Below are 26601 nucleotides of genomic sequence, written 5' to 3' on the forward strand. Positions count from 1 at the left end.
AAAAGACCTTGTTAGCGTAGCTTGGTTAACATGCTGATTGGGTTTTCCAAGTAAGCTTTCCAAGTATTGCAGAAGCGCGCCATGCTGGCACCATCAATAATACGATGATCACCAGACCAGCTGATCTGCATGATTTTTCGTGCAACCACCTGATCGTTTTCATCAAAGCGAGGCAACTTTTGTATTTTACCCAAGGCTACGATAGCCACTTCCGGCTTGTTGATAATGGGTGTCGCCACCGTTCCACCTATCACACCGATATTGGATAGTGTAATGGTGCCACCTTTCATCTGCTGAGAGGTCAGCTTGCCGAGTCGAGCTGCTTCTATCAGTTGGTTTATTTCCTGGGTAATGTCTAACAGCGTCAGATGTTGCACGCCCTTGATATTGGGTACCACCAGACCCGATGGGGTATCCACCGCAAAGCCGATGTTGTGATCCTCTTGGTAGAGGATTTCGGTACAGGCTTCATTAACACGGCTGTTCAATAAAGGATGTTCCTGTAAAGCTAGCGAGAGTGCCTTTATAAACAGAGGCATCAGACTCAAGCGTAAACCTTCCGCCTCAAAACTTGGCTTTAAAGTATCACGAGTTGCTTCTAACTCGGTGACATCCAGTTCATCAGCATAAGTGAAGTGAGGAATACTGCTTACCGAATCTTGCATCTGTTTGGCCATCAGAGCCTTGATGCCTTTGATGCTCTCGGTTTTATTCACAGTATCCGTTTGACTTGGCGTCACTTTTTCATTCGAATTAATGTTGGTGTCGTTACTTGCTTGAGCATGATGCTGTAGATGTTGTTGAAGGTCCTCTTTGTAGATACGGCCGTTTTTGCCACTGCCCTCAACGGCTTTCAGATCCAACTGCATCTCTCTGGCGAGGCGTCTAACGGCTGGGCTGGCAATCGGTTTATTACCAACAGCATTAGCAGTTGCGAGTGGGCATTGACTGGTGCTCGCTGGCTTAGACTGTTTGATCGGTGTACCTACGGTTTCTGTATCAATTGTTTCTACGGTTTCTTCGATGGCGTCTTGTTCAGACTCTACTTCTATCTCAAATAAGGGTTGGTGAACCTTAGCGATATCCCCTTGCTGATAGTAGAGTTTACTGATCACGCCGTTATACATTGAGGTGATTTCGACTAAGGCTTTATCGGTCATAACATCCGCAACAGGTTGATCTTCTGTGATGGTTTCACCTTCTGCGATGCGCCACTCGACCAGCTCACACTCAACAATGCCTTCACCAATATCAGGCAGGATAAAATCAATTTTCATGGCTTACTCCAAACTGAATCGGCAAATTAGTAATTGATGCTCGTGATGATAGCTTCATAGGTTTTCAGATGATCCGGTAAGTATTCCTTCTCCAGTGCAAGCGGGAAGGGGGTATCCAGACCGGTGACACGCAATATGGGTGATTCCAAATGCAAAAAGCAGGCTTCTTGAATAGCTGCCGCGATTTCTGCACCAAAACCGGAAGTTTTGGGCGCTTCGTGGTTGATAATCAATCGTCCCGTTTTTTTAACGGACTCAGCCAGCGTGTCTCTGTCCCAAGGCAATAATGTGCGTAAATCGATCAGTTCGCAGGAGATACCATCTTTTTCGGCAAGATCGGCTGCTTTTTCGATGGCTTCCATTTGAGCGCCCCAAGCCACCAAGGTGATATCCGTGCCCTCACGAACCACCTCGGCTTTACCCAAGGGAAGTTGGTAATCCTCGTCGGGCACTTCGCCCACAGAAGCACGATAGATGCGTTTGGGTTCAAAGAAAATAACTGGGTTGGGGTCGCGAATGGCGGCTAACAGTAATCCCTTTGCCTGTTCTGGGTTGCGTGGCACCACCACTTTTAAGCCGGGGGTATGGGTAAAATAGGCTTCAGGAGACTGTGAATGGTAATGACCACCATTGATGCCACCTCCGTAGGGAGTGCGAATAGTGATGCCACCCACGTTAAATTCATTACCTGAACGATATCGGAATTTAGCCGTTTCATTGACGATCTGATCAAAGGCCGGAAAGATATAATCGGCAAACTGAATTTCCGCAATCGCCGTCATCCCTTGGGCGGCTAAACCATTGGCAAAACCAACAATACCTTGCTCGGTCAGTGGCGTGTTAAAGCAACGATGCTTGCCGTACTTCTCTTGAAGGTGGCTGGTGGCTCTAAATACGCCGCCAAAATGTCCTACATCCTCACCGAAGCACAAGGCTTTTTCATTACTGGACAGTGCAATATCTAAGGCGTTATTGATCGCCTGCAATAAATTCATCTTACTCATCACCTAACCTCCCGGCTGATTTAGGATAGGCGTCAGGATATTTACGCAGATGTGAAACGAGTTCAGCCTGTTGTTCTTTAAGATGCCAAGGTAGGGCGTCATAGACGTCAGTGAACAGATCATTAAGGGGTGGGGCGGGGAGCTTTTCCGCTTTTTTCATGGCTGCCACGATGGCATCCCGATGAAACTGCTTGCGTTGGCTATCCTGTTCTTCATCCCACCAATGTTGATGAATTAACCAGTTTTTTAAGCGCATCACCGGACATTTGGCTCGCCAAGTATCCTCTTCCGATTTATTGCGGTAACCACTGGGGTCATCGGAACTGGAGTGAGCACCCAAACGATAGGTCATGGCTTCAATTAGCACCGGTTGATGATGTTCTACCGCCAGTTTACGTGCTTCTTGAGTGGCTTTGAGCACAGCAAAAACGTCATTACCATCGACACGAATGGTTTTAAGACCATAACCCACTCCACGAGGCGCAATGCCATCACCTGCGTACTGTTCATGTGCGGGTGTTGAGATTGCATAACCGTTGTTGCGGCAGAAAAAAATCACTGGAACTTTGAACACGCCTGCCATGTTGAGAGCCGCATGAAAGTCTCCTTCAGAGGCCGCGCCTTCACCAAAAAAACACAACACACAGTTAGGTTTTTGCTGGGCTTTCAGAGCAAAGGCATACCCAGTGGCATGAGGAAGTTGTGTGCCCAAGGTTGAAGAGACGGTCATATAGTGAAGCTCGCTGGACCCATAGTGAATCGGCATCTGTCGGCCTTTGCCAAGATCTTTTTCGTTAGAAAAGAGCTGATTCATAAACTGATCGGGCGTAAATCCACGAAAAGCTAACGCGCCTTGTTCACGGTATTGCGCCATGATCATGTCGTCATCTGCCAAGGCTGCGGTACTGCCAATGTCAGCCGCTTCCTCTCCAGTTTCCGTCATGTAAAAGCTGATTCGGCCTTGGCGTTGCGACGCTAATAAGCGCTCATCTAGGGCACGTATGAATAAAAATGTGTCGTAGATTTTTAAGGCAAGCGTTTGGTTTATTTCGGGAAGCGAAGCGCCAGGGTAGAGGGTGCCGTCTTCTCGGAGGATTCTTAGGGTTGGAATTTGCAGCGATGTTGCATCATAGAATGCCGGCTCATGCACGATCAGTGCAGCCGTCTCACGTTTATCAGTCATAATAAACCTTCTTGTTTTTATTGTAATATCTACTGATTGTGTCAATAGCTATCGTCTCAGACAGGATCACTGTCTTTACAAGGTTAAAATTAGCTTCTTAACCGGTTGTTGTAAAGAAGCTTTCAACCAAGTGCGGTAGATCTGGTTACGCTAATCTAATAGATTAATATTTTTCTTGGGTGTAACTAGTTTATAAATCAATGGAATAGTAAACAAAGTTAACAGTGTGGATACACTAATGCCCCACACTATTGCGGTTGCGACGGGACCAAAGATCAATGACTTTCCACCTAGCCCCAAGGCTAACCCCATTAAGCCAGCCATGGTGGTGGCGGCTGTGATAAGGATAGGTACCAAGCGTCTTCTTGCTGCATAAACGATGGCATGTTGCACGCTCATGCCTGCTGAGCGCCGACTGTTAGCGGCTGCCATTAACACGATGGCAGAGTTTACAGCAATGCCTGATAGCGCGACTAATCCATAAAGGGTATAGAGGCTAAGCGGGTTGTTGCTTAGCCATAAACCATAAGCAACCCCAGTAAATGCCATAGGAATGGTCAGTAGGATGATAAAGGGTTGAAAGTAGCTTTTGAATTGAGCCCCTAGAATTAAGTACATCAGGCCAACACCTAAGATAAACAATAGGGTTAGTGCACTTAAGGATTCTTGTATATCATCAAGCTCGCCAGAGAAGTCTAGGTTAATGCCCGGATGCTCCGTTGCGATGAGTTGCCAGGCATCTTGGATGCGCTGATTAGCTTCCAATGTATCGATTTGATCGCGATCTAAATTCGCTTCAAGGGTAATCGCGCGGCTGAAGTTGTAATGACGCAAACTTTCAAAGCCGGTTCTAACCTCAATGTGAATCAGTTCACTTAACGGAATCAATTGACCGCTCGGCGTTGCTATTAAGGTATCTAGCCACTGACGAATATCATCTGTTCTGGTTGAAGGGGCACGCACGCGAAGGTCTACTTGTTCTCCACGATCTGTCATCTGTGCAACAATTTCACCATCGGTCATGATACGAAGTGTTCGAGTGACGGTGACAGGATCCAGACCCGCACGACTTATGGCAGGCAGGTTTAACTGAGTGACCAGTTGTTGCGCACCGGGTGAGGCGTCATTGCTGATATCTGTCACACCGTTAATGCTTTGTAAGATGGCGGTTAAATCATCGACCGCTTTCTGAATGAGGGTGTAATCATCACCACGTACTTTGATGCTGATCGGCATCGAGCTTGGAGGTCCGCCGGAAAGTTTTAACAAGTTAATTCGAGCAGGAGCAGGCGCTAGTAGCGGGAGTTGATCGCGAAGTTCTTGAATAATATCGTCCGCACTTCGACCATTGTTCTGACGTGAGGTAAGGCTGATAAAAACTTGTCCGTAAGACTCTCCCAATAAGGGTTCTGTCTCGGTAAATATCTGACCCGCATAGGTCACCATAGAACGAAGCTCGTCAGGCTTTATCAATTCTCTTGATAAGAGTTCAACCTGTCTTGTTGCCTCCAAGGTGTTATCGAGAGTTGATCCTGCTGGCATTTCAACATTGACATAGAAAACTTGCAGAGTGTCCGCTGCAAAAAAGTTGGTGGCAATCCGTTCACTGGCAAACAGATAGATTGCTGATGAAAAAGCTCCGCACAATAGCAGTAATGTAACCCAGGGATGACGGAAACTTCGAACAAGAATTCGTCCATAGAGATTTCTTAAACGCATCATGATACGTTCACGTTGACTAATGCGGTGTTGCTGATAGGCAGGGTCTGATTGCAATAGTTTGGTTTGAGATGGCAGCATCCAGAAAGCTTGAATTAAACTAAATAGCAGTGCAAAGGTCACCACTAAAGGCACGACGCGCATAAAATCACCTAAAATACCAGGCATCAGCATCAAGGGAAGAAAAGCGGCGACTGTCGTCATAATGGCAGCCAATAAAGGCCAGCCAACTTCCTGCATAGCTCCTAGGGCGGCCTCAATCGAATCGAGACCACGCTGCAAGCGTTGATGCATTGCCTCTACCATGACCACCGCAACATCCACGAGCATGCCTAGTGCAATAATGACGCCTAATAAGACCGTGAGATTGAGTGTTTCATCCTGCGCTCTCAATAAAATAAATACACCGGTCAACGAGAAGGGTATCGCTAAGGCAACCAAGACACCGATTCGCCATCCTAAAAACAGCCAACTCACCGCAAAGACGAATAACAACCCCTGAAGAGCATTGGATTGCATGATTTCAATCGCTCTTCGCGTGGTTTCGGTTTGATCATCCGCTAAAATGGCGGTGATACCTTGAGAGGAATTAAGTTGGTTCCAGTCGTTTAGGTATTGGTCAAGTGTTTCAACCAGTTCTAAGGTATTGGCACTGGCGTCTTTCATTACCGCCATCATGACGGCGGGCTGCTGTTCAAAAAGGACTTTTTGCGTCGCATCTTGGCGAGCACGTTGAATGCTAGCGACCTCTTCAAGTAACACTTCACCAGTCTGGATTGGCAGTTCAAGGCGGGCCAACGCTTCCGGATCGGGTGATTGTCCTATGTGACGAATTAACCACTGTTGATTGGATACCGTCAATTTACCCGCCGCAAGATCCTGCCACTGCATAGCAATCATATCGGCAACTTGAACAGGGCTGACACCTAACGAGGCCAATCGATTGAAATCCAGCTTTACTTGAACTTCAGGATCGTTGAGCCCGAGTGTGTCAATACGATCTATGCCACGAAGTTGTTCTAAATCACGTTGCAGTTGATAGGACATTCTTCGCAATGACTCATCATTATCCATACCCTGAACCACAATAGTGGCAGCAGGAAAGGCGTTGGCACTGGTGATTTCAAGAATCATTGGCTCGACAATATCGCGTGGCAGTTCACTACGCTTACTTTGAATTTCTCGTCTTAGGTCGTTAACGCGTTTATCGAAGGTGCGCTCATCAAGATCACGAAAGCGAACCAAAATGTTCGAAAGACCTACACGGGATGTGCTGGAGACAAAATTGACATCATTCAGTTTACGCAGCGCATCTTCCATTGGCTGCGTAACGCGCATCTCAATATCTTCTGCACTGGCACCGGGTAGAGCGGTGACAATCACGATCCAGTTAAAGTTAATGGTCGGATCTTGCTGGCGTGGCAGCATTTGATAGGATAATGCCCCTATGACTAACACTAATACAAAAACAAGGTTAGCTAGAACTGTATTGCGAAGTAGCGCTCGAATCATTCTGCCGATCCCACCTGAAGCCACTGTTGTCCTTGGATGACAATCTGTGCATTTTCCAATTCACTGGGTACAGGGTGGGGGCGTCCTTCCTGAGCATCGATTAAAGGATAAAAACTGAGTTCATTTTCCAATAGGGTAAAGATACCCAATTGCCCTGACCGGCTAACGATATACTCAGCCGGAATAAGCGGCTGAGCTTCTGTAAGAATCAAGGTTCCAGAGCTACCAATCGTTACAGATTCAGGTGCATGATACCACGCCTTTTGACTACGATTACGTGTATCAATGACAGGGGATTGTCGAATCAATTCAACTGGAAAGCGGTCATCTCCCAGTTCAAATTCAGCCTTTACGCCACCATGCAAATCAAAGCGATTGACCGGAAGGGTTACTTCAATTTCTGCATCACTCAGTTGCTGTAACGACAGTAATAGCGAGCCTGGCGATGTTCGTTCACCCACACCCGCATGCTGGGCGGTAATGGCGGCTTCAAAAGGTGCTTTAACAGTACAACGATCGATTTGGCGCTTAGCTAACTGAATTTCCGTATTCATGGCCGCTAAACGAGATTGTTGTCGTGCAACTTCACTTTGTGCATCTTCTGCAGATAGATTATCGGTTAACTGACGTTCACGCAAAGAGCTTAACCGATTAGCTAAGCGTTGAGCTTGAGTTAAGCTTGCTTGCGTCTCTGATAAGCGAGAGCTTAGAAGGTTAAGTTGATCCTCTGCATCACGACAGTCCAGAGAAACCAGTGCCTGTCCTTGAGCAACACGATCGCCAGGGCGAACAAAAAACTCCAAAACGGTTGTCGCTAATTCGCTCGCAAGTTGAGTGTCATTTAGGGTAATGACTGACGCCGCAAAACGGTGTTGTCGAGATTGCTGTATCTCTGACATCAGTGCGGTAGTGAAATTGGGTACTGCTTCTTCAGCTAAGGCGAGAGGCACGATACTTAGTGCGCTGCTTATAAAAAAAGTCATCAGTATAGAGTGACGCATATAACCCCTTAACCTATCAATGGATCGTGGAACTTCCTATACGAACAATATTTGTATCACAGTTCATTGGGTTCTTGCTCTGGTAATGTTAGATTGAGATAAATAAAAGTGTGAAATGATAAATTTTGAATAAAAAATACCCTTTGGGTGTGCCCCCTTAGAAAACATTATTCAACGAATCTAGGGGATCTTATGATTAAAATTCGTGTCGGTTATGAGTTGGTTTATGAATGTCCTCAGCCAACGCCCATGTTACTACTACTTAATTTACACTATACGCGTGCATCCGATATTTTAATTCCGGATCATATCGTGACTTCACCGTCAGTGCCGATTACGGCTTATCGCGATGGTTTTGGCAATTGGTGTAGTCGAATTACGGCTCCTGCCGGAGAAATTCGTATTTCAACGGATGCCATGGTGAAGGATACAGGCTTAAGAGACCCGGTAAACATTAACGCTAGACAACATGAAGTGTGTGATCTACCGACAGATACACTGGTCTATTTGTTGGGTAGTCGTTACTGCGAGACGGATCGTATGGTTGAGTTAGCCTGGTCTTTGTTTGGTAATACCCCAATGGGTTGGCCTAGAGTGCAAGCCATTTGTGATTTTGTCCACAATCACATCAAGTTTGGTTACGAATTTTCACGATCAACGAAAACTGCTTTTGATGCCTACAATGAAGGTGCCGGTGTGTGTCGAGACTATACTCATTTGGCCATTACACTGTGCCGCTGTATGAATATTCCTGCGCGATACTGTACCGGTTATCTTGGTGATATCGGGGTACCTTATTCACCCGCACCGATGGATTTTTCCGCTTGGTTTGAAGCTTATCTAGATGGTAAATGGTATACCTTTGATCCACGCCATAATCATCCAAGAGTTGCACATTTGTTGATGGCTCAAGGGCGAGATGCGACCGATGTGCCGCTCAGTAATGTATTTGGTCCTAACGTATTAAAGTCCTTCAGAGTTTGGACTGATCAAGTGGAGTAAAGCTATTGTTGCGTTCTGATGAAACCGAAGTATTTAGTGTCATAAATCCGGAAGGGCAAAGCGATTATTTGCTAGTGTGCGATCATGCATCTAACAAAGTTCCTTTGATTCTAAATGACTTAGGTTTAACTCCTAAACAATTACATGATCATATTGCGTGGGATCCTGGTGCCGCAAAAGTGGCTGAAGCTTTGGCACAACTTCTTGATGCCACGCTGATCATGAGCGGCTATTCTCGACTCGTGATAGATTGTAATCGTGCACTTATCAGTCCTCAGCTTATTGCGCCGATCAGTGATGGGATTAAAGTACCGGCAAATCAAAACCTGACTCATAAAGAGCGTCAACAGCGCATCGATACCTTCTTTACGCCTTACCATCAAGCGATTAATGCGGTAATTGACCAGCGAAAAGATAGAGTCACAAAACTGTTAAGTATCCATAGTTTTAGTCCAGCGCTGGCTGAGTCAGGGAAAGACTCAGCTCGCCCTTGGCACATCGGTTTATCTTTCAAGGGAAAAGCAGAGTTAACGGATTTACTCCATGCTGGACTGACTCAAAATAAACAGCTATGTATTGGCTATCATCAACCCTATGAAGTCGATGAGGAATTTGATTTCACCTTGATTGAGCATGCTGTTAAACGCGGGTTGGATCATGCCATGATTGAAGTGAGACAAGATCAGCTCGTGGGTGAGCAAGCGGCCAAGCAATGGGCGCATCGCATCGTGAGTGCACTTAATCACAGCTGATCCTAGTCAATTTGAAGTCTTGCAAGGACCTTTCACATTAGCAACCCTAGGTCATACGCCGTTAGCTCACATTAAAACCATGATCACTGGTTGGGAAGACCCGCACACTGACGTAGCTCTAGGCGTTGTGCCAGAGGCTGATGTTGTTAGTACTGGCTCGGTAGTAGAAAAACAGACTTAAAGTGGGTTGATGCACTCCAATATCACCGATAAATTGTTCGCAGGCATGGTTATCACCGCTTTTTTTGATAATCCATGCTTGCGAGCTTCTTCTAAGACAGTGTCTAAATCTCGAATTCCCCAAGCACTATTTTGTTTTTTCAGCGTAGAGTCAAAGTGAACATTGCTGTCTGCCGGTGTTTCACCTTGTTGCCAGAAAGGGCCATACAGATAAAGCAATCCTCCCGCAGGTAGATGATGTTGAGCAAACTTCATCAAGGCTTCGGTCACAGTCCAAGGGGAAATATGTAAAAGGTTAATGGCCACAATGACGTTGCAGGGGTGATCAATATGGGGACCTTTTGCAGTCACGTCTAAATACTTAGATCTGACGACTTTGGAAGTCACTCGTTCATTATCCTCATAATGTTCTCGCCAAGCTTCGATGCTTTTCAATGAGGAGGATTCAATATCGGTGGGTTGCCACAGGTGAACTTGTCCCAAGTGTTCAGAAAAATAAATCGCATGTTCTCCGGTTCCTGATGCTATTTCAAGCACATGAGCTGGATTTGGAAGATGATCATTCAGAACCGTCAAAATAGGCTCACGATTTCTTGTCACTGCTGGGGCATAGAGGCGTAGGTCTATAGTTATCATTATATTAACCCTTTATTAAGCATGCATTAGTAAAACAAGATTATAGTGGTCACTTCCCTGTGAGGTTTTACTAATGCGTTTATTGTAGACTAGTTTTTCATCAAATGGCCGTATCCAGAATTAGCATTAATACAAAGCCTAGCATTAAACCGTTGGTTGCAAAAAATTCGTGCCCCTTTCTGTGAGACTCAGGAATGATTTCATGACTGATGACAAATAGCATCGCTCCAGCGGCAGCTGCCAATCCCCAAGGGAGCATGGCCGTGCTGACTTCCATCATGGTCGCTCCAACGATCGCCATAATCGGTTCTGTTAAACCTGATAACACACCGATAGTGATAGAGAAGAGTCTAGAGTAGCCCGCGGCAATTAGCGCCATTGCAACAATGAATCCTTCAGGCATGTCTTGAATAGCAATACCGATTGCTAAACTGTGACCATCACCTGAAGCGTAACCCGCACCTATGGCTAAGCCTTCGGGAATATTGTGCAATGCTATAGCAAGCACAAATAGCCAACTTTGACGCAAACGAGTACTAGCGCGACCATCAGTGCCTTTAAAAAAGTGTTCATGAGGAACTGCTTTTTCCATCAATAGCATGACAGCAGCACCCAGCAATAAAGCAAAACCTACTTTACTAGATGCCATCACCATAGAGGAGGTTTGTTCTTGCATGATTTCGATTGAGGGAAGTATCAGTGAAAAAATACTTGCAGCTAACATGACGCCAGCACCAAACCCCATGAGAGTATCTAGCATACGATTGGTGATCTGTTTGGTGAACACTGCGAAAGCCGCGCCGATTGCAGTCGAAGCTGCAGCCACCATGCCCGCATAAAAAGCATGTCTGACGACCTCTCGTGTTGTTAAAAGAACACCGAGTTGATAGAGCAGCAGCGCCACACTTGCGGTTAAAATAAGTAAGCCAAAAACCTTACTAAACGAAGGTTGAAAACCACTGTGGCGAGACGATTTGAGCGACGGTATGTTCATCAGGTGCCTCAGTTTTTGGTTGATTCATTCATTGCTTATGAGTATTAGTATCATCTACTGGGAGTGTATTCGCCATTTAAATGATTTTATTGTTACGTTTGTCTTAAACTATTAATCATTTCTCTTTGATAGCTTTTTCATTTAATCTGTCCCGTCAGTGTTTAATTTGAGCTAGATTGTGATGTTTTACGTAATAACAAATGATTAAGGTTTAAACAGGGAGCAATATGAAATCTTACAGTGGGTTTACATTGATGTTTCGTTCGTTATTACTGGTAGTTTTCATCTTCATTTTACCGGTAGGTTGTGCGCTAACATCGCATTTTACCAATAGTGAACGTTCCAATGATTGGCGAACCGCCAGACAAGATAGTTCAGGCATAGCGCCTAATCCATCAGAGGTTAATGAAGCTGTCATACAGGTTTATGCAGCTCGTGCCTTTCGCTGGCGAGGTGCATTTGGCGTTCACACTTGGATTGCAGCCAAACCTCAGGGAGCGGATTATTACACGCGCTTTGAAGTCATCGGTTTTAGTGTTGCGCGTGGTGGGCAGGCGATCCGCATTGCTCAAGGTACACCGGATGGTTACTGGTATGGAAGTTACCCAACGTTACTGCGAGATTTGCGTGGAGGCGATGAGATTGATGCGTTGATTGCGCGCCTTCATGAAGCCTCAAGTCAGTATCCATACAACGATGAATATCGAATCTGGCCAGGCCCTAATAGTAATACGTATATTGCTTATTTAGCTCGAGAAGTACCGGAGCTTCGGCTCGTTTTACCACCCACCGCCATAGGTAAAGATTACTTGCCTGAAGGCGGTGTATTTGCAAAAGCACCCAGCGGTACAGGTTTTCAAGTGTCTTTAGCAGGGTTGCTCGGTGGATTGATGGCAGTAGAAGAGGGGTTAGAGGTTAATTTTCTTGGATTAAATGCGGGCATTGATTTTTGGCCTTTAGCGGTTAATTTGCCTGGGCTGGGTAGATTAGGAATGCCTGTCGACACTAGTCTATCTAACCCGTAGGCTCAAACTGGCTCTCACTCATGAGGATAGGGTACTATGGTATCTCCAGCACACAACAGACAAGTAAAGGAGTTAACTATGTTTGGAGTTGAAGTGTCAGGGGTTTTGGGTCTGCTACTGCTGATCCTAAATATCTATGCCATCATCAAAATCGTGCAGAGCCGCGCATCAACAGGTAGGAAAGTGTTGTGGGTTGTTCTGATTCTGTTACTTCCTGTGATCGGCTTTATTTTGTGGTTCCTTCTAGGACCGAAATAGAAGAAACTAGATAGAAAAACCTAGACAGTTGGTCTGAAAAATATCCCCTTTGCTAGGTTAATAGTTATTATAATCGTTAGCCTAGCAATACTGCTTAACCTAAGTAACTAAACTAGAATCGGCCACACCCTTGAAATTACAAATTCCTTTTTGGCTTTACCTAGTCGCATTAATATTTGGCGTTGTAATGGGGTTGGCTGGCCTGCGATACACGCCAGACGGTCGAATCAATTTAATGTTGATTTGGCTGGTATGGTGTGGACTTCCATTCATCGGAGCCTGTATTTCCGGTGTGATGATGTTTAGACGCCACCAACCCCCTTGGCTAGTCCGATTTGCAAAGCTACCGGGGTGGCAAGTGGATCATCAATTCCAACTCAGGCTATGGTTAAAGCTTCACCAGCTTTGGTATCTAGTGGGTCTGGGTATTTTACTGGCATTTTTGACACTACTGCTTTTTACAGACTTGGCCTTTGGTTGGAGTTCAACCTTAATTAGTGATCCTGAACGAATTCACTCGATTGTTAGTCTGATTAGTTTTCATTGGCAAGCCTACTGGCCTGCAGCGGTTCCCGATTCTGCTTTGATTGAATCCACTCGCTTTGTTCGAATAGCACCTAATGCAGAAAATATCTCCAATGCGGGTGATTGGTGGCCCTTTATTTTGGCAAGCTTGTTGATCTATAACTTATTGCCGCGCTGCTTGTTAATCAGTGTCTGTCTATTGCAAATAAAACATGCCAAGCCGCCAAAAGGAACCTTTGCTCCTATTGCGACAGCTTCAGACACTTTATCGGCAGCGGTGGATGAAGATCAGCAGGATGACAAGCTTCAGTATGAGCCGATGTCGCTATGGCAAAATGCAACCTCTGTCTATTGGGAGTCACCCGCAGTATCAGCTGATGAGATTCAATTCGGCGTTGCTGATTGGCAGGAAGATCAACATCAGTGGCAGGCACTGATAAGCAAACCGCCAAAGCAGTTATTATGGAAAGTGGATGTTAGGCGTTCGCCTATTGCTGAGCTAGGCGATAAAATTCAACAAGCCAACCATAAGGGGATAAAACAGGCGCTGTTTCTGATAGAACCTGAAACGGCTTATCCGCCTCACTTGGTGTTGAGTTGGCAAGCGTTTGCAAAACAACATCAATTGATATGGATTCAGTAATGGTACGTGGCTCGGGTGCTAATTTTTGCGTCGTTGGTCATCCTAACAAGGGTAAGTCTTCGATAGTGGCGACACTGACAGAAATAGACAGTGTGGTCATAGGGCCTGAATCAGGAACGACTCGAACGGCTAACGCATTCAGTTTTAGTGTGAATGATGCACTGGTATTGACGTTAACTGACACACCTGGTTTCCAGCGTGCAAGAGAAGTGCTTCATTGGCTGCAGCAAGAAACCGTTGCCCCACATGCAAGAGCTGATCGCATCCGAGCTTTTTTATCCGATCCGAGTCATCGACAGCGTTTTCCTGATGAAGTTGAGTTACTGACGCCTATCATGCAAGGCGCTGGTATTGTTTTTGTGACTGATGCATCCAGCCCTGTTTCAGGAAGTGATCTGGCTGAAATGGAAATTTTACGTTGGACAGGGCAGCCACGTATGGCCGTGATTAATCCCATCGCAGGTGAAGCCCATCAAGCGGAATGGCGCCAAACCTTAGATCAATATTTCCAGTGGGTTAGAGAGTTTGATCCTCTGAAAGCACCCTTGGAAACACGCCTACGTTTACTCAGTGCAATGGCAGAATTGCTAGAAGCGAATCAACGAGACTCGGTATTATCTCTTGTTGATTTTCTTAAGCGTCGTGACCTTCAACGTGTCGATCAATTAGCTCCACAAATTGCCCACTATTGGTGTGAGCAGGTCACAAGACGACTTGATGTCGACAAATTTCCTTCGGTCAACACTGCTGAAAAAGCACTCCATTTATCTCTAAATGAAGCAGAGTCAGAGCTGTTTAACGAATGGGTTAAGGCCTTTAACTATTCACAACTATCGTTTAATAGTTCATCCGACTGGATGGCTGACTATGCTGATTTGATGAATGTTGAGCAATGGTCTTATTGGGGGCTAAAACAACAGCAATTACTCTGGGTTTCAGGCGCTGCTGGCGCTGCAGCAGGATCTTTGATCGATGTTGGTACCGCAGGTGGGTCGATGTTGTTAGGGGCGGTGACTGGAGGTTTACTAGGCACGGCAGGTGGCTGGTTAATGACTCAAAAAGTGCCTGGAAGTCGCTTTAACCTGCCCGGTATCCGCAAGCATCAGTTTGTTGGCCCCGTTCAACACCCCAATTTTCCTTTCGTATTAATGTCTCGCGCTTTAAGTTTTGTTCAACAATTAAGATCTCGAACACACGCAAGACGAGATCAGCTTGAGCTAGCTATGAATGCGTCGAATTGGTCTTCTTCAGAGCAAGTCACGTTATTACGCTGGGCAAAACAGCTACAGTCAGATAAATGGAATCATGCTTCACAACAAGCGCTTGAAGCATGGGTTCAGCAGAAACTCTTTGGAGATTCTCCACAATGAATAATCATCAAGTTCTCTTTCTGTCTCATGGTGGCGGACCTATGCCGCTGCTAGGGGATAAGACACATGTAGAGATGGTTGAATGCTTAAAATCCATCGCTCAAAAAATTAGTAAACCTTCGGCTATTCTCGTGATCAGTGCCCACTGGGAAGAAAGTGTAGCAACGATTACTGCGGGGAGTAATCCATCGCTAATATATGACTACTATGGATTTCCTGAAGAATCGTACCAGATAGAATATCCTTGTCTTGGCGCGCCTGAACTTGCCGAAAAAATACATAGGCAATTAGCCAGTGCTGGTATTAATGCAAACTTGGATAAAGAGCGTGGTTTCGATCACGGCGTTTTTATACCGTTGAAAATAATGTTTCCTGATGCTGATGTGCCTTGTGTCCAGCTTTCACTCATCAACAATCTTGACCCAGAGGCCCACATTAAAATGGGCGAGTGTATTCAAGGATTAGATTACGACAATCTATTGGTCATTGGGTCTGGCTTCTCATTTCACAACATGAAAGCCTTCTTTACGGCGGATACCCATGATTCAAGATTGAAAAACAGTTCATTTGAGTCATGGTTGTTAGACACCCTTAGCAGTCAAAGAATTGATGAAAAAGAACGGCGGCAGCGATTAGTGAGTTGGACGAACGCTCCAGCTGCTCGCTTTTGTCATCCAAGAGAAGAGCATTTACTGCCTTTGCATGTATGTTATGGGGTTGCTCAGACTGAATGCAGCGAGTATTTTCAATTAAAAATTCTTAACAAAGAGTCGAGTATGTATTTGTGGTCATGAATAGATACTTTGCTCAAAAAATTGTTTAACTGTGAGTAGTGCTAGCTAAAGCTCTCAGTAATTGATCGGTTTCATGGCACACGTATTGCGGGTCAAGGCAATTTTCCAGCTCAGCATCGGCAAAGGTTAAGAAGCGCCTTGCTGCATGGGGCAGTCGGCGATCTCGTCGAACAATAAAATGCCAGTGGCTTTCTAGGTTAAAGCCATCCACAGACAGCTCGACTAGCCCAACAGTCCCTGTTGGAATAACATGGCGAGAAATCACCGCAATACCCATCCCAGCAGCAACGCCGACACGGATTGCTTCATTACTGGCCATTTGCAAGCTGCGATTTAACTGCAGGCCCTGTGTTTGTAACCATCCATCGAACAGCATGCGCGTAGCCGATCCGGGCTCTCTGAGCAGAAATCGTTCCTGTAACAACGTTGTCATAGAAATTTTTTCCTGTGCGGCAAAAGGATGGTCTTTTGCAACAATGATGACTAAGGGGTTTCGCAGAAATCGCGCTGCGGCTGCATGATCCAGTGCAGGAGGGTGGCTAAAGATATAGATATCGTCAAGCTGTTGATTAAAGCGTTGAAGCACCTGTTCTCGGTTACCTATTTCCAAGGTTAAATCAACATCAGGAAAGGTTTTGCTGTAAGGTCCAAGTAATCGCGGTAGCACATACTGCGCGGTGTTGACCATGGCGATACTGAAGCGACCCTGTTGACCCTCTTGTACGCTATCCAACTGATCTTGAAGATCATTGACACGACCCAACATATCCAATGCAGCAGCATAAACGATATAGCCACTGTCGGTGAGCTGCATCCCTTTTTTGTCTGAGTAGAACAGCGTCTCTCCAACCGATTCACTCAAGCGCTTGAGTTGCAGTGAGACAGTGGGTTGGGTCAGATGCAGTTGACGAGCAGCTTCAGTAACGCTGCCAGTTTTAACGACACAACTGAACACTTCTAATAATCGAAAGGTTAAATGATTTAATTTCATATCTCTCCAGTATAGATGATTATCTATGTATGTATATTGATAAATTAATTGGAATAAATGTATTTATCAAGGCAGAATTTGCCAAAATCCAGATGGAGTTCTAAAAATGCCTGATATCGTGGTCATGTTCTTCTTACTCGGCTTGGTTGCCGGTATTGTTCGCTCTGATCTGAGTGTTCCTAAAGCTGCCTACGATGTTCTCAGTTTGTTACTGATGTTGACCATTGGTTTGAAGGGTGGTTTCGCGCTGCATGGTCAGTTGCGGATGTCACTGATTCCTGAACTCTTGGGTGTTATTGCCATAGGCGCGCTGATCCCCATCGTCCTAATGCCAATTTTGCGCCGTTTGGTTCGTCTATCCATTGCGGACAGTGCCAGTCTTGCAGCGCATTATGGTTCGGTGAGCGCAGGTACTTTCGCAGTTGCCTTGGCTTATGCACAAACTCAACTGCTGGATGTAGGGCCAGAAGTCACGCTGTATCTGGTGATGCTGGAGCTTCCTGCTATTATCGTAGCGATTTTGTTGTACCGTCGTGCTCAACCTAGTGTTAACGGAACCTTGGCGGGTGTTTGGCATGAAGCCTTGACTAACCGGGGCGTCATATTACTGGTCGGTGGTGTGGTGATTGGCTTTATGTATGGACCTAATCAGGGTGCTAATGTGACTGGTCTGTTGATGGGCGCTTTCCAAGTGGTATTAGCCTTGTTCTTACTGGATATGGGCTTAACAGCCGCGTCTACCTTAAGACCGATACCCCTGCAGCATTGGCGTTTGCTGACCTTTGCACTGGTAGCACCGCCGATTTTGGCGATGGTGGGCTTATTAATGGGTACATGGCTAGCGCTGCCAATAGGCTCTATCGTGATTCTTGCCAGCATGACAGCCAGTGCATCTTATATTGCCGCACCAGCAGCTATTCGTAACTCGATACCGGATGCGAATATCGGTTTGGCTATGCTAGCGGCATTAGGATTAACCTTCCCATTGAATGTCATTTTGGGTATTCCGCTGTATCATCAGATCGCATTAGCGTTACAAAGTGTTTAATCCGATCATGCCTTAATCGTTTATGGGGTTTTGGTCGTAGGAGTAATATGTCAACGACCCCAACCCCATTAGCAAAGCCCAGTCCTCGATTGTTATTGCGTCTAGGACGCTTTCTTTTACCCTATAAACCCCAAATTCTGTTTGCCAGTATTGCCTTGATTATTGCTGCTGCCTGCGTGTTGCTGTTGGGGCAAGGGTTACGCTTGGTTGTCGATCGAGGTTTTGCTGCCAGTGATCCGCGTTGGTTAAATATTGGCTTACTCGTCACCTTAGGTGTCGTGGCCATTATGGCACTGGCATCTGCCGCACGTTTTTATTGGGTCAGTTGGATAGGTGAGCGTTTGGCTGCTGATCTGCGTTGCAGTGTCTTTGATCATTTGCTTTCGTTGGAGCCTGAATTCTTTGCTCGTAATGGCGCCGGTGAAATTCAAAGTCGACTTACCGCCGATACCACCGTTTTGCAAACGCTGTTTGGTTCTTCTATCTCCATGGCGCTTCGTAATTTACTGACCTTTATTGGCGCACTGATTTTCTTATTGATTACCAGTCCGTTGTTAACGCTGTTGGTATTGGTAGGCATTCCATTAACCGTGGTTCCCGTGGTCTGGTTTGGTCGTCGAGTGCGTCGTTTGTCACGTACCAGTCAGGATCGAGTGGCAGAATTAGGACGTTATGCAGGTGAAGTGCTTCATGGCATTGAAACGGTTCAAGCATCCGTTCATGAGTCAGAAGATCGAAAGATCTATGGTCAGCATGTAGAAGATGCGTTTATTGCAGCGCGTCAACGCATTGTGCAGCGTGCGTTACTGACGGGTTTTGCAATGCTGGTGATTTTCTCTGCTGTGGGATTAATTTTATGGCAAGGCGGGCAGGATGTATTATCCGGGCGCATGTCACCGGGCGAGCTAACTGCATTCGTGTTTTACGCCTTAATTGCTGCGGGTGCGATAGCGACGTTGGCCGAAGTGGCTGGAGAAGTTCAACGCGCAGCAGGGGCAACTGAGCGCCTGATAGAATTGTTAGATGCTAAACCGATGATTGCTGCGCCAGAAGTTGTGACACCATTACCTGATCCATTAACCGGACAGGTGACCTTTGATCATGTTTCCTTTGCTTATCCATCAAGACCAGACTCGCCGGTTATTCAACAATTGAGTATTTCCATTGCTTCGGGTGAGCGTATTGCGTTAGTTGGTCCCTCTGGTGCCGGTAAATCCAGTTTGCTCAAGCTGCTACTTCGCTTTTATGATCCTCAAGAGGGAGGTATCTTCTTGGATGGAGTGGCTTTAACGTCACTTGATCCGCAAGATCTTCGACGCTGCATGGCATTGGTTTCGCAAGAGCCTATCTTATTTACTGGAACGGTCGCAGAAAATCTTCGCTTGGGTAATATTGATGCTAGCGATGATGAGTTGAAGCACGCGGCGCAACAAGCTCAAGCTTGGGAGTTTATTGAACGACTACCACAAGGGCTGAACACCTCCATTGGAACGGGGGGGTTGCAGCTTTCCGGTGGTCAGCGTCAACGTATTGCCATTGCCCGTGCCTTACTCAGAGATCCCCGTGTACTATTATTAGACGAGGCCACCAGTGCATTGGATGCCGAAAACGAACAGCGTGTGCAGTTTGCCTTAGATAAGTTGATGTTAGGACGTACCTCATTAGTCATAGCACATCGACTATCGACGGTTGTGTCGGCAGACCGAATACTAGTGATAGATCAAGGGAAGTTGGTTGCCTCTGGAACGCATCAGGATCTGTTGGAAAGCTCAACGCTTTATCGGCGTTTGGCTGAATTACAGTTTAGAACTCATTAAGTCATTAATCTCTAAACAAAGGTGAAACGATGGAATTTAAGCGTGTTGTTGTCTTAACCGGTGCCGGTATATCGGCCGAATCGGGTATCCGAACGTTTCGTGACCAAAACGGCTTATGGGAAGATCACCCCGTTGAAGATGTAGCGACGCCAGAGGGTTTTCAGCGAAATCCTAATCTAGTCTATCAATTTTATAATATGCGTCGTGCGCAGCTTTTAGATGCTAGTGTGGTGCCTAATGCCGCCCATCAGATCTTGGCAGAATTTGAGGCGGAGCATATCGCTCGTGGCGGACACTTTACCTTGATCACTCAGAATGTTGATAACTTACATCAGCGTGCAGGCAATCAACGCATCATAGCCATGCATGGTCAACTGCAAAGTGCACTCTGTAGCGTTAGTGGTTTATCGATTCCGTGGACCAATGATTTAACCGCTGAACATCACTGCCAATGCTGTGAAACACCGTCATCATTACGCCCTGATATTGTTTGGTTTGGTGAGGTGCCTTATCAGCTAGATGATTGTTTTGAAGTCGTTTCTAAAGCAGATCTTTTTGTATCCATTGGAACATCCGGAAAAGTCTATCCAGCGGCTGGTTTTATGCAGGTTGCCCAAGAATCGGGGGCAGAAACGGTTGAACTTAATCTCGAGAAAACCAGCAGTGCGTTTGATCAAGGCTACTATGGACCTGCGACCGAGGTGGTAGTCGATTTTTTTAGTCGATTGATGCAACGCTAAGACGATGAGTCAAACCCATGAAGCTATTTTAGTGGAATGGTTTCGCTAGTAATCAATGTTACTTGGCTTGCAGTTGTCTCCATAGATCATCCACGATCGGTTTATTAACCAGTGTGCAGCGATACAGGCGAACTTCCAATGGCGTCTGCCATTCTTCACCTTCACAGATCACTAATCTTCCTTCGGTCAATTCTCTTTCAATACATAGCTTAGGCATCCAGGCTATGCCATGCCCCTGAAGTGCCATGCCTTTTAAGCCTTCCGCCATGGCGGTTTCGTAAACGGTTTTAAGGCGTAAACGAATAGGATGGTGCTTCAGTAATAAGCGAACCGTTCTTCCTAAAAAAGCACCTGAGGTATAGGAGAGTAACGGAATTGGCTCATCGGATAGTGATTGTAAACTGTACAGCGGGTTGCCTTCCTCATCAGGTTTGCAAACAGGTACCATCGAGGTGTCTAGTAAGTGAATCGACGGGAAAAGAGATGGGTCCAGCTGAAGTGTCGCATAAGAGTCATAGTAAACCTGCATCATGTCACACTGACCATCTCTCAGGGCATGAACCGCATCTTCTACATTCATCGCGACCAAGCGAATCGATAGGTCATTCGTGAGTTTACCCAGTGAGTTAAGCCAATCTGGGAAAAAGGTAAATGCTAATGAGTGAGCAGCAGCTACCTCAAGAATGGTATGTTGTTGCGGTGAGAGTCCGCGTAAGCGTGCCAGTGTTTCATGTAGCTGACTGACGATACTTCGAGCGGTAATCAAAAATAGTTGGCCTTCAGCCGTTAAGCTAATCGGTGTTCTGGATCGGTCAATCAGTTGAACACCAACCATGTCTTCTAATGATTTAATCCGTCGACTAAAGGCTGGCTGAGTTACATGACGACGTTCAGCCGCTTTGGAAAAGCTTTGCGTGGAAGCGAGCGCTAAAAAGTCTTCTAACCACCGAGTTTCAAAATCCATCAATACATGCCCACATTATGCAATATTTGCATAATGTATCTGATAACGGCATTGGATTATAGACCTATCCTTGTATGACAATGCCTCAAACAGTCAGTAGGACTGTGTCACATTGCCTTTTCTTAGAGAGCCATCATGATTATTGATATTCCGCGCCAAGATGAAATTCTGCAACAACCACACCGTATTGAAAAAGATCTACTCGGAAATCTGGCCGTTCCAGCCAGTGCCTATTATGGCGTACAAACTCAACGAGCGTTGGAGAATTTTGCTTTAACCGGTGTGCCTTTAGCGCACTTTCCTAAACTGATTGTTGGTTTGGCGATGGTCAAAAAAGCAGCCGCTTCTGCCAATTTTGATACGGGACATTTGTCTGCTAAGCATAAGGATGCGATTCACTTCGCTTGTGATTGTCTTATTAATGGCGAGTATCATGATCAGTTCGTTGTCGATATGATTCAGGGTGGAGCGGGCACCTCAACCAACATGAATGCTAATGAAGTGATTGCCAATATTGGTTTGGAATATTTAGGTCATGCGCGAGGTGCATATCAACATCTGCATCCAAACAACCACGTCAATATGTCACAGTCGACAAATGATGCCTATCCCACTGCCATACGTGTTGGGCTGCAATTGTCTCATGCAGAGCTAGTGGATAGCCTAGCGTTGCTAAAAGATGCCTTTGCAACCAAGCGAGATGAGTTTAGTGACGTTATCAAAATGGGACGTACACAATTACAAGATGCGGTTCCCATGACACTAGGGCAAGAGTTTGGTGCTTATGCAACCACCCTCGGTGAAGACATAGACCGTATTGCGGGTATGTATGATTTACTTCGAGAAGTTAATTTAGGTGGAACCGCCATAGGTACGGGTATTAATGCTGATCCACTTTATGCAGATTTAGCGGTTCGTCATCTATCAGAAGTCTGCGGTCATCCGATGCGTTTAGCGGCTGATCTGATTGAAGCGACTTCTGACATGGGAGCCTTCGTGCTCTTTTCTGGTATGACTAAACGTTTGGCCATTAAGCTATCGAAAATTTGTAATGATCTTCGTTTGTTATCCAGCGGTCCCAGAACGGGGTTTAACGAGATCAACCTGCCACCGCAGCAACCGGGTTCTTCGATCATGCCAGGTAAAGTGAATCCAGTGATTCCAGAAGCGGTGAATCAAGTTGCCTATCAGGTCATCGGTAATGATTTAGCGATTACCATGGCTGCTGAAAATGGACAGCTACAGTTAAACGTGATGGAACCGTTAATTGCTTACAAGATTCTGGAGTCGATGCGATTATTGCGTCGTGCGATGGATATGTTGCGTGAACGTTGTGTGGTGGGTATTACCGCCAATCGTGAACATTGCCTACACTTAGTCACACATTCAATCGGTATTATCACCGCGCTAAATCCTTATATTGGCTATGATGATGCCACCCGTATCGCTAAAACCGCCTTGGAAACGGGTAAAGGGGTATTGGAGCTAGTTAAAGAAGAAGGTTTGATTGATGAAGCCTTGCTTGAGCAGATTTTAAAACCTGAGAATATGGTCAATCCGAGACGAATGACGACAAGTACATCTTAAACACGTCACGATACTGGTTTAACAGACTCGACAGCCTCCATTGATCCGGTGGTGGTTGTTCGGGTGAAGTCTTCAGCCAAGCTAAACATTGTTTTACCGCCGCTTCAGCCTCACGCTCTATATCGTCAGGATAGCTGTCATAACACTGACTCTGCGGAATATATTCTGGATAGGCTAATCGGTTTGGAGCGAGTGCAACACAGCCTGACGCCATGGCCTCAAGCATCGACAGTCCCTGAAAATCATGCAAGGCTGTAGAGATAACGATATCGGCTTGCTGCAATAGCTGTTGATAATCTCCAGCACTGTCTAGGTAGCCAGCGTGCAAAAGTTGTTCGGCAAATGTCTGCTGAATCTGGTTAAAGGCTTCAGGTTGCTGACGGAATTGTTCACCGACCAGACTTAAGCGGAAGTCCTGCCCTGTTGAGGAAAGCTTTTGTAAAAAACTTAGTAGACGATCAGGTCCCTTGTCATATTCCCAGCGATGATTCCACAAAAGGTGAGGGCACTCGATATTGTTAATCTTAGCCGGTTTACTAAACAAACCGTCTTCAATAGGCACCGGAAGGATAGAGGATTTAGCTAAGAGTTGATCAGGTAAGCCTTTGGGTAACGCATCGGGCAGTTTTTTCAGTAAAGCCGCAACACCGTCGATAAAGCTTCGACGATTCCAATCACTATTAAACAGTAGGTGATCAGCCGCTACCGCACTGTAAAGGTTAATCATTTGTGGCTCGACACTATTGAACTGTTGACTAGAGTCCGGAAATGCAAATTGATTCTCATGAAAATAGAGAAGGCAGGGTACCTTCGCCAATCCTGGATGAAATCCTTTGATATTGGCTAAATCTGTCATGGATGTCGCTAAAATAAGATCCCAAGACTCTTTTAAGAGTGGTTCATTTAACCAACTTAAGGCATTGCCGCGAATGCGCCAACTGAAATAGCGAGGAGGCAGGCTGAGCACCTGCCACTCAAACTCAGGAAGTCCCTCTATCAACTGACGCCGCCAGCGCTGATGGCTGGCGGCGTCATAGGCTGATAACAGAAGGATTCTGGGTTTAGGTTGATTCATTGATTAGAAAGCAGGGACCACTGCACCTTGGTATTTTTCAAGTATGAACTCTTTGACGGCATCGGTTTTGATTGCATTAATCAATGATTGTACCGCTGCATTTTCTGCTTTGTCAGCATGCGTCACCAGAATATTCACATAAGGTGACTCACTGCCTTCGATGACCAGAGCATCATCACTCGGAGATAAACCAGCTTCCAGAGCGTAGTTGGTATTGATCAATGCAAGATCCACTTGATTTAATACACGAGGAAGGGTGGCCGCTTCAATTTCACGAATACGCAGATTTAACGGATTTTCCGTGATGTCACGAGTCGTCGCCGTAATACCAGCCTCTGGGTTAAGCGTGATTAAGCCAGCGGATTGAAGCAGTAATAAAGCTCGACCACCGTTCGTGGCATCATTAGGAATGGCGACTTGAGCACGTTGCGGTAGTTCACTCAGCGCTTGATATTTGACTGAGTAAGCGCCAAAAGGCTCAATGTGAATGCCAGCAACGCTGACTAATTCAGTCCTGCGATTCTCATTAAAATTATCTAGGTAAGGTTGGTGCTGAAAGAAGTTGGCATCAATACGTCCTTCATTAACCTGAGTATTAGGTTGAACATAGTCTGTAAAGACTTTGATATCTAACGTAATTCCTTGATTCGCCAATTCAGGTTTTACAAACTCAAGAATCTCCGCGTGAGGTACGGCTGTTGCCGCAATACTGAGGGTCTCTGCTTGAGCTGCTGATACGGCAGTGAAAGCGGCCAAAGCAAAAATCAATTTTTTCATTTATAACTCCGAGGAAAAATAGGCAGTTTATTTGCGTGAATAATGGACGACCAAACGGTCTCCAAGGCTTTGTAAAATCTGTACCAAAATCAGTAGAAGTACGACGGTGACCACCATTACATCGGTTTGAAAACGTTGATAGCCATAACGTATGGCAAGATCGCCTAAACCACCGGCACCGACCACACCCGCCATGGCTGTGTAAGAAACGAGTGTAATCGCCGTAACGGTAATGGCAGCAATGATTCCCGGGCGAGCTTCTGGTAATAGCGCGCTAAAAATGATCTGTTGGGTGCTGGCTCCCATCGCCTGAGTGGCTTCAATGATACCTTTATCCACCTCTCTTAAGGCTGTCTCAACAAGACGAGCAAAGAAGGGCGTTGCGCCGGCAACTAAAGGAGGAATCGCACCTGCCACACCCAAGGACGTTCCGGTGATCATTAAGGTGAAAGGGATCATGACGATTAATAAAATGATAAAAGGAAGCGAGCGCAACACATTGACCACCAATGAAAGTGCTGCATAAAAGCCTTTTTGCTCATACATCTGTTTTGGGCCAGTCAAAAACAGCAAAACGCCTAAGGGCAGGCCCAACAGTACCGTAAAGATGATCGAGCCGCCTAACATCATTAAGGTGTCGAGCGTGGCCATCCAAATGTCAAACCAGTCTATATTGCTAAAGAAATGATTCATCCGCGCAATACCTCAACGGTTACCTGTGCACTTTGTAGTTGTGCAATCGCAGCGTCAGCATCTCCTCCAACGAGAGAAAGAGTTAGCTGCCCATAAGGCGTGTCACGAATATGATCGATACGACCACCTAAAATGCTGTAATCCACGCCAGTTTTTCTAGCGACATGACCAAGTAAAGGAGCATAGGTTGCATCGCCTTGAAACGTCAGGCGAACAATTCGACCCTGAACTCGCTCAAAATCGCTGTTCATTTCTTCTTCATCTAGCTGTTCAGCTTCAAAGACAAAGCGTTGTGTGGTCGGATGTTTAGGATGCAGAAATACATCAGCAACCGGTCCTTGTTCAACGACTTTTCCTTTATCTAGTACCGCAACCTGATCACAAATGCGCCGAATGACATCCATCTCGTGGGTAATCAGTACAATAGTGAGATTTAGTTCACGGTTTAACTCATTTAAGAGTTGCAGCACTTGAGCCGTTGTCTGTGGATCTAAAGCGCTGGTGGCTTCATCACACAATAGTATCTTCGGTGAGGTGGCTAATGCCCGCGCTATACCAACACGTTGCTTCTGACCGCCCGAGAGTTGAGCTGGGTATTTATTGGCATGATCGGTTAAACCCACGCGATCGAGAAGCATCGCAACACGCAATTTGATCTGATCTGATGACAGTTGACCGGCCAGTTTGAGTGGCATAGCAACATTGTCAGCAACTGTTTTGGATGACAATAAATTGAAATGCTGAAAGATCATACCAAGCTTCTGGCGAAACTGACGTAAACCTTTGGGTGAGAGAGCCGTGACGTCTTCACCATCGACTAGAATACGACCAGAGCTCGGCTCTTCAAGTCGATTAATCAGACGTAACAGCGTACTTTTACCTGCACCAGAATGGCCGATAAGACCATAGATCTGACCTTGCTCTATCTGCAAGTTGCAGGGCTCCAGTGCTGTAATCTCACGTTGACCGACTTTGTAAGCCTTGTGCACACGTTGAAATTCAATCACGAAGTGTAAAACCTTTTGGGTTGTAAT

General features: G+C 45.8%; 25 protein-coding genes. 12 read left to right on the top strand and 13 right to left on the bottom strand.

Going from position 1 to position 26601, the window contains the following annotated elements; translation table 11 throughout:
- Positions 1 to 11: 11 nt before the first annotated feature.
- The 5 genes from F7R24_RS03570 to F7R24_RS03590 form a co-directional block, all read right to left on the bottom strand.
- Positions 12 to 1277, bottom strand: a complete 1266-nt coding sequence (locus tag F7R24_RS03570) for a 2-oxo acid dehydrogenase subunit E2 (RefSeq protein ID WP_151669882.1) — start codon at positions 1275 to 1277, stop codon at positions 12 to 14.
- Between the two features lie 26 nt (positions 1278 to 1303).
- Positions 1304 to 2281, bottom strand: coding sequence for an alpha-ketoacid dehydrogenase subunit beta (locus F7R24_RS03575; RefSeq protein ID WP_151669883.1), 978 nt, complete (start codon positions 2279 to 2281; stop codon positions 1304 to 1306).
- Positions 2274 to 3464 (bottom strand): thiamine pyrophosphate-dependent dehydrogenase E1 component subunit alpha, encoded by a 1191-nt coding sequence (locus F7R24_RS03580; RefSeq protein ID WP_151669884.1) that lies wholly within the window; start codon positions 3462 to 3464, stop codon positions 2274 to 2276. The genes F7R24_RS03575 and F7R24_RS03580 overlap by 8 nt, the downstream gene beginning before the upstream one ends.
- 150 nt (positions 3465 to 3614) lie before the next feature.
- Positions 3615 to 6695, bottom strand: a complete 3081-nt coding sequence (locus F7R24_RS03585; protein ID WP_151669885.1) for an efflux RND transporter permease subunit — start codon at positions 6693 to 6695, stop codon at positions 3615 to 3617.
- Positions 6692 to 7696 (bottom strand): efflux RND transporter periplasmic adaptor subunit, encoded by a 1005-nt coding sequence (locus tag F7R24_RS03590; RefSeq protein WP_151669886.1) that lies wholly within the window; start codon positions 7694 to 7696, stop codon positions 6692 to 6694. The genes F7R24_RS03585 and F7R24_RS03590 overlap by 4 nt, the downstream gene beginning before the upstream one ends.
- A gap of 192 nt (positions 7697 to 7888) precedes the next feature.
- Between F7R24_RS03590 and F7R24_RS03595 the strand changes: the two genes are divergently transcribed.
- From F7R24_RS03595 to F7R24_RS14640, 3 genes are read left to right on the top strand one after another with little or no spacing between them, the layout of a single operon-like run.
- The gene (locus F7R24_RS03595) at positions 7889 to 8698 is read left to right on the top strand and encodes a transglutaminase-like domain-containing protein (RefSeq protein ID WP_206057464.1); all 810 of its coding nucleotides are present in this window, start codon (positions 7889 to 7891) and stop codon (positions 8696 to 8698) included.
- 5 nt (positions 8699 to 8703) lie between these two features.
- Complete coding sequence (locus F7R24_RS03600) at positions 8704 to 9450, top strand: N-formylglutamate amidohydrolase (RefSeq protein ID WP_151669887.1); 747 nt, start codon at positions 8704 to 8706, stop codon at positions 9448 to 9450.
- Complete coding sequence (locus F7R24_RS14640) at positions 9431 to 9631, top strand: hypothetical protein (protein WP_206057465.1); 201 nt, start codon at positions 9431 to 9433, stop codon at positions 9629 to 9631. The genes F7R24_RS03600 and F7R24_RS14640 overlap by 20 nt, the downstream gene beginning before the upstream one ends.
- On the opposite strand, the gene F7R24_RS03610 is transcribed toward F7R24_RS14640, so the two are convergent.
- Together F7R24_RS03610 and F7R24_RS03615 are read right to left on the bottom strand one after the other, a co-directional pair.
- Complete coding sequence (locus tag F7R24_RS03610; protein WP_151669888.1) at positions 9628 to 10266, bottom strand: DUF938 domain-containing protein; 639 nt, start codon at positions 10264 to 10266, stop codon at positions 9628 to 9630. The two genes, F7R24_RS14640 and F7R24_RS03610, sit on opposite strands and share 4 nt — an antisense overlap.
- 100 nt (positions 10267 to 10366) lie before the next feature.
- The gene (locus tag F7R24_RS03615) at positions 10367 to 11260 is read right to left on the bottom strand and encodes a ZIP family metal transporter (RefSeq protein ID WP_151669889.1); all 894 of its coding nucleotides are present in this window, start codon (positions 11258 to 11260) and stop codon (positions 10367 to 10369) included.
- Positions 11261 to 11487: 227 nt separating this feature from the next.
- Between F7R24_RS03615 and F7R24_RS03620 the strand changes: the two genes are divergently transcribed.
- The 5 genes from F7R24_RS03620 (at position 11488) to F7R24_RS03640 (ending at position 15875) form a co-directional block, all read left to right on the top strand.
- Positions 11488 to 12285 (top strand): DUF3750 domain-containing protein, encoded by a 798-nt coding sequence (locus F7R24_RS03620; RefSeq protein ID WP_151669890.1) that lies wholly within the window; start codon positions 11488 to 11490, stop codon positions 12283 to 12285.
- Positions 12286 to 12363: 78 nt separating this feature from the next.
- The gene (locus F7R24_RS03625) at positions 12364 to 12543 is read left to right on the top strand and encodes a PLDc N-terminal domain-containing protein (RefSeq protein ID WP_151669891.1); all 180 of its coding nucleotides are present in this window, start codon (positions 12364 to 12366) and stop codon (positions 12541 to 12543) included.
- Positions 12544 to 12673: 130 nt separating this feature from the next.
- Entirely contained in the window at positions 12674 to 13711 is a 1038-nt protein-coding gene (locus F7R24_RS03630) for a DUF2868 domain-containing protein (protein WP_151669892.1), read from the top strand.
- Positions 13711 to 15081, top strand: coding sequence for a DUF3482 domain-containing protein (locus F7R24_RS03635; RefSeq protein ID WP_168926768.1), 1371 nt, complete (start codon positions 13711 to 13713; stop codon positions 15079 to 15081). Before F7R24_RS03630 ends, F7R24_RS03635 begins: the two co-directional genes overlap by 1 nt.
- On the top strand, positions 15078 to 15875 hold the full coding sequence (locus F7R24_RS03640) for a DODA-type extradiol aromatic ring-opening family dioxygenase (RefSeq protein WP_151669894.1): 798 nt from the start codon (positions 15078 to 15080) through the stop codon (positions 15873 to 15875). The genes F7R24_RS03635 and F7R24_RS03640 overlap by 4 nt, the downstream gene beginning before the upstream one ends.
- Positions 15876 to 15900: 25 nt before the next feature.
- On the opposite strand, the gene F7R24_RS03645 is transcribed toward F7R24_RS03640, so the two are convergent.
- The gene (locus F7R24_RS03645) at positions 15901 to 16866 is read right to left on the bottom strand and encodes a LysR family transcriptional regulator (protein WP_151669895.1); all 966 of its coding nucleotides are present in this window, start codon (positions 16864 to 16866) and stop codon (positions 15901 to 15903) included.
- A gap of 106 nt (positions 16867 to 16972) precedes the next feature.
- Between F7R24_RS03645 and F7R24_RS03650 the strand changes: the two genes are divergently transcribed.
- Genes F7R24_RS03650 through cobB form a run of 3 tightly spaced genes read left to right on the top strand, consistent with a single transcriptional unit; the run spans position 16973 to position 20471 of the window.
- Positions 16973 to 17914, top strand: coding sequence for a sodium-dependent bicarbonate transport family permease (locus F7R24_RS03650; protein ID WP_151669896.1), 942 nt, complete (start codon positions 16973 to 16975; stop codon positions 17912 to 17914).
- A gap of 47 nt (positions 17915 to 17961) precedes the next feature.
- Entirely contained in the window at positions 17962 to 19731 is a 1770-nt protein-coding gene (locus F7R24_RS03655; RefSeq protein ID WP_151669897.1) for an ABC transporter transmembrane domain-containing protein, read from the top strand.
- Positions 19732 to 19760: 29 nt separating this feature from the next.
- Positions 19761 to 20471 carry a Sir2 family NAD+-dependent deacetylase gene (gene cobB / locus F7R24_RS03660; protein WP_151669898.1) on the top strand — a complete coding sequence of 237 codons (711 nt, stop codon included), beginning with the start codon at positions 19761 to 19763 and terminating at the stop codon, positions 20469 to 20471.
- Between the two features lie 58 nt (positions 20472 to 20529).
- On the opposite strand, the gene F7R24_RS03665 is transcribed toward cobB, so the two are convergent.
- Positions 20530 to 21435, bottom strand: coding sequence for a LysR substrate-binding domain-containing protein (locus tag F7R24_RS03665; protein ID WP_151669899.1), 906 nt, complete (start codon positions 21433 to 21435; stop codon positions 20530 to 20532).
- A gap of 135 nt (positions 21436 to 21570) precedes the next feature.
- Between F7R24_RS03665 and F7R24_RS03670 the strand changes: the two genes are divergently transcribed.
- The gene (locus F7R24_RS03670; protein ID WP_151669900.1) at positions 21571 to 23022 is read left to right on the top strand and encodes an aspartate ammonia-lyase; all 1452 of its coding nucleotides are present in this window, start codon (positions 21571 to 21573) and stop codon (positions 23020 to 23022) included.
- Here F7R24_RS03670 and F7R24_RS03675 read toward each other — a convergent pair.
- The 4 genes from F7R24_RS03675 to F7R24_RS03690 are packed head-to-tail and all read right to left on the bottom strand — an operon-like array spanning position 22988 to position 26574.
- Positions 22988 to 24097, bottom strand: a complete 1110-nt coding sequence (locus F7R24_RS03675) for a tRNA-queuosine alpha-mannosyltransferase domain-containing protein (RefSeq protein ID WP_151669901.1) — start codon at positions 24095 to 24097, stop codon at positions 22988 to 22990. The genes F7R24_RS03670 and F7R24_RS03675 overlap by 35 nt on opposite strands.
- A 3-nt stretch (positions 24098 to 24100) precedes the next feature.
- A complete protein-coding gene (locus F7R24_RS03680; protein WP_151669902.1) occupies positions 24101 to 24874 on the bottom strand; it encodes a MetQ/NlpA family ABC transporter substrate-binding protein in 774 nt (257 codons plus the stop codon).
- Between the two features lie 27 nt (positions 24875 to 24901).
- Positions 24902 to 25567 (bottom strand): methionine ABC transporter permease, encoded by a 666-nt coding sequence (locus F7R24_RS03685; protein ID WP_151669903.1) that lies wholly within the window; start codon positions 25565 to 25567, stop codon positions 24902 to 24904.
- Entirely contained in the window at positions 25564 to 26574 is a 1011-nt protein-coding gene (locus tag F7R24_RS03690) for a methionine ABC transporter ATP-binding protein (protein WP_151669904.1), read from the bottom strand. The genes F7R24_RS03685 and F7R24_RS03690 overlap by 4 nt, the downstream gene beginning before the upstream one ends.
- Between the last annotated feature and the right edge of the window lie 27 nt (positions 26575 to 26601).

This window comes from Nitrincola schmidtii, from assembly GCF_008973715.1.
Classification (GTDB): domain Bacteria; phylum Pseudomonadota; class Gammaproteobacteria; order Pseudomonadales; family Balneatricaceae; genus Nitrincola; species Nitrincola schmidtii.

Bases quoted from the DNA above. Each gene is read 5' to 3' on its own strand.
- F7R24_RS03620 (WP_151669890.1), top strand. From the start codon at position 11,488: ATGAAATCTTACAGTGGGTTTACATTGATGTTTCGTTCGTTATTACTG.
- F7R24_RS03615 (WP_151669889.1), bottom strand. From the start codon at position 11,260: ATGAACATACCGTCGCTCAAATCGTCTCGCCACAGTGGTTTTCAACCT.
- F7R24_RS03640 (WP_151669894.1), top strand. From the start codon at position 15,078: ATGAATAATCATCAAGTTCTCTTTCTGTCTCATGGTGGCGGACCTATG.
- F7R24_RS03570 (WP_151669882.1), bottom strand. From the start codon at position 1,277: ATGAAAATTGATTTTATCCTGCCTGATATTGGTGAAGGCATTGTTGAG.
- F7R24_RS03685 (WP_151669903.1), bottom strand. From the start codon at position 25,567: ATGAATCATTTCTTTAGCAATATAGACTGGTTTGACATTTGGATGGCC.
- F7R24_RS03580 (WP_151669884.1), bottom strand. From the start codon at position 3,464: ATGACTGATAAACGTGAGACGGCTGCACTGATCGTGCATGAGCCGGCA.
- cobB (WP_151669898.1), top strand. From the start codon at position 19,761: ATGGAATTTAAGCGTGTTGTTGTCTTAACCGGTGCCGGTATATCGGCC.
- F7R24_RS03585 (WP_151669885.1), bottom strand. From the start codon at position 6,695: ATGATTCGAGCGCTACTTCGCAATACAGTTCTAGCTAACCTTGTTTTT.
- F7R24_RS03645 (WP_151669895.1), bottom strand. From the start codon at position 16,866: ATGAAATTAAATCATTTAACCTTTCGATTATTAGAAGTGTTCAGTTGT.
- F7R24_RS03675 (WP_151669901.1), bottom strand. From the start codon at position 24,097: ATGAATCAACCTAAACCCAGAATCCTTCTGTTATCAGCCTATGACGCC.
- F7R24_RS03650 (WP_151669896.1), top strand. From the start codon at position 16,973: ATGCCTGATATCGTGGTCATGTTCTTCTTACTCGGCTTGGTTGCCGGT.
- F7R24_RS03665 (WP_151669899.1), bottom strand. From the start codon at position 21,435: ATGGATTTTGAAACTCGGTGGTTAGAAGACTTTTTAGCGCTCGCTTCC.
- F7R24_RS03610 (WP_151669888.1), bottom strand. From the start codon at position 10,266: ATGATAACTATAGACCTACGCCTCTATGCCCCAGCAGTGACAAGAAAT.
- F7R24_RS03625 (WP_151669891.1), top strand. From the start codon at position 12,364: ATGTTTGGAGTTGAAGTGTCAGGGGTTTTGGGTCTGCTACTGCTGATC.
- F7R24_RS03655 (WP_151669897.1), top strand. From the start codon at position 17,962: ATGTCAACGACCCCAACCCCATTAGCAAAGCCCAGTCCTCGATTGTTA.
- F7R24_RS03595 (WP_206057464.1), top strand. From the start codon at position 7,889: ATGATTAAAATTCGTGTCGGTTATGAGTTGGTTTATGAATGTCCTCAG.
- F7R24_RS03680 (WP_151669902.1), bottom strand. From the start codon at position 24,874: ATGAAAAAATTGATTTTTGCTTTGGCCGCTTTCACTGCCGTATCAGCA.
- F7R24_RS03635 (WP_168926768.1), top strand. From the start codon at position 13,711: ATGGTACGTGGCTCGGGTGCTAATTTTTGCGTCGTTGGTCATCCTAAC.
- F7R24_RS03575 (WP_151669883.1), bottom strand. From the start codon at position 2,281: ATGAGTAAGATGAATTTATTGCAGGCGATCAATAACGCCTTAGATATT.
- F7R24_RS03590 (WP_151669886.1), bottom strand. From the start codon at position 7,696: ATGCGTCACTCTATACTGATGACTTTTTTTATAAGCAGCGCACTAAGT.
- F7R24_RS03670 (WP_151669900.1), top strand. From the start codon at position 21,571: ATGATTATTGATATTCCGCGCCAAGATGAAATTCTGCAACAACCACAC.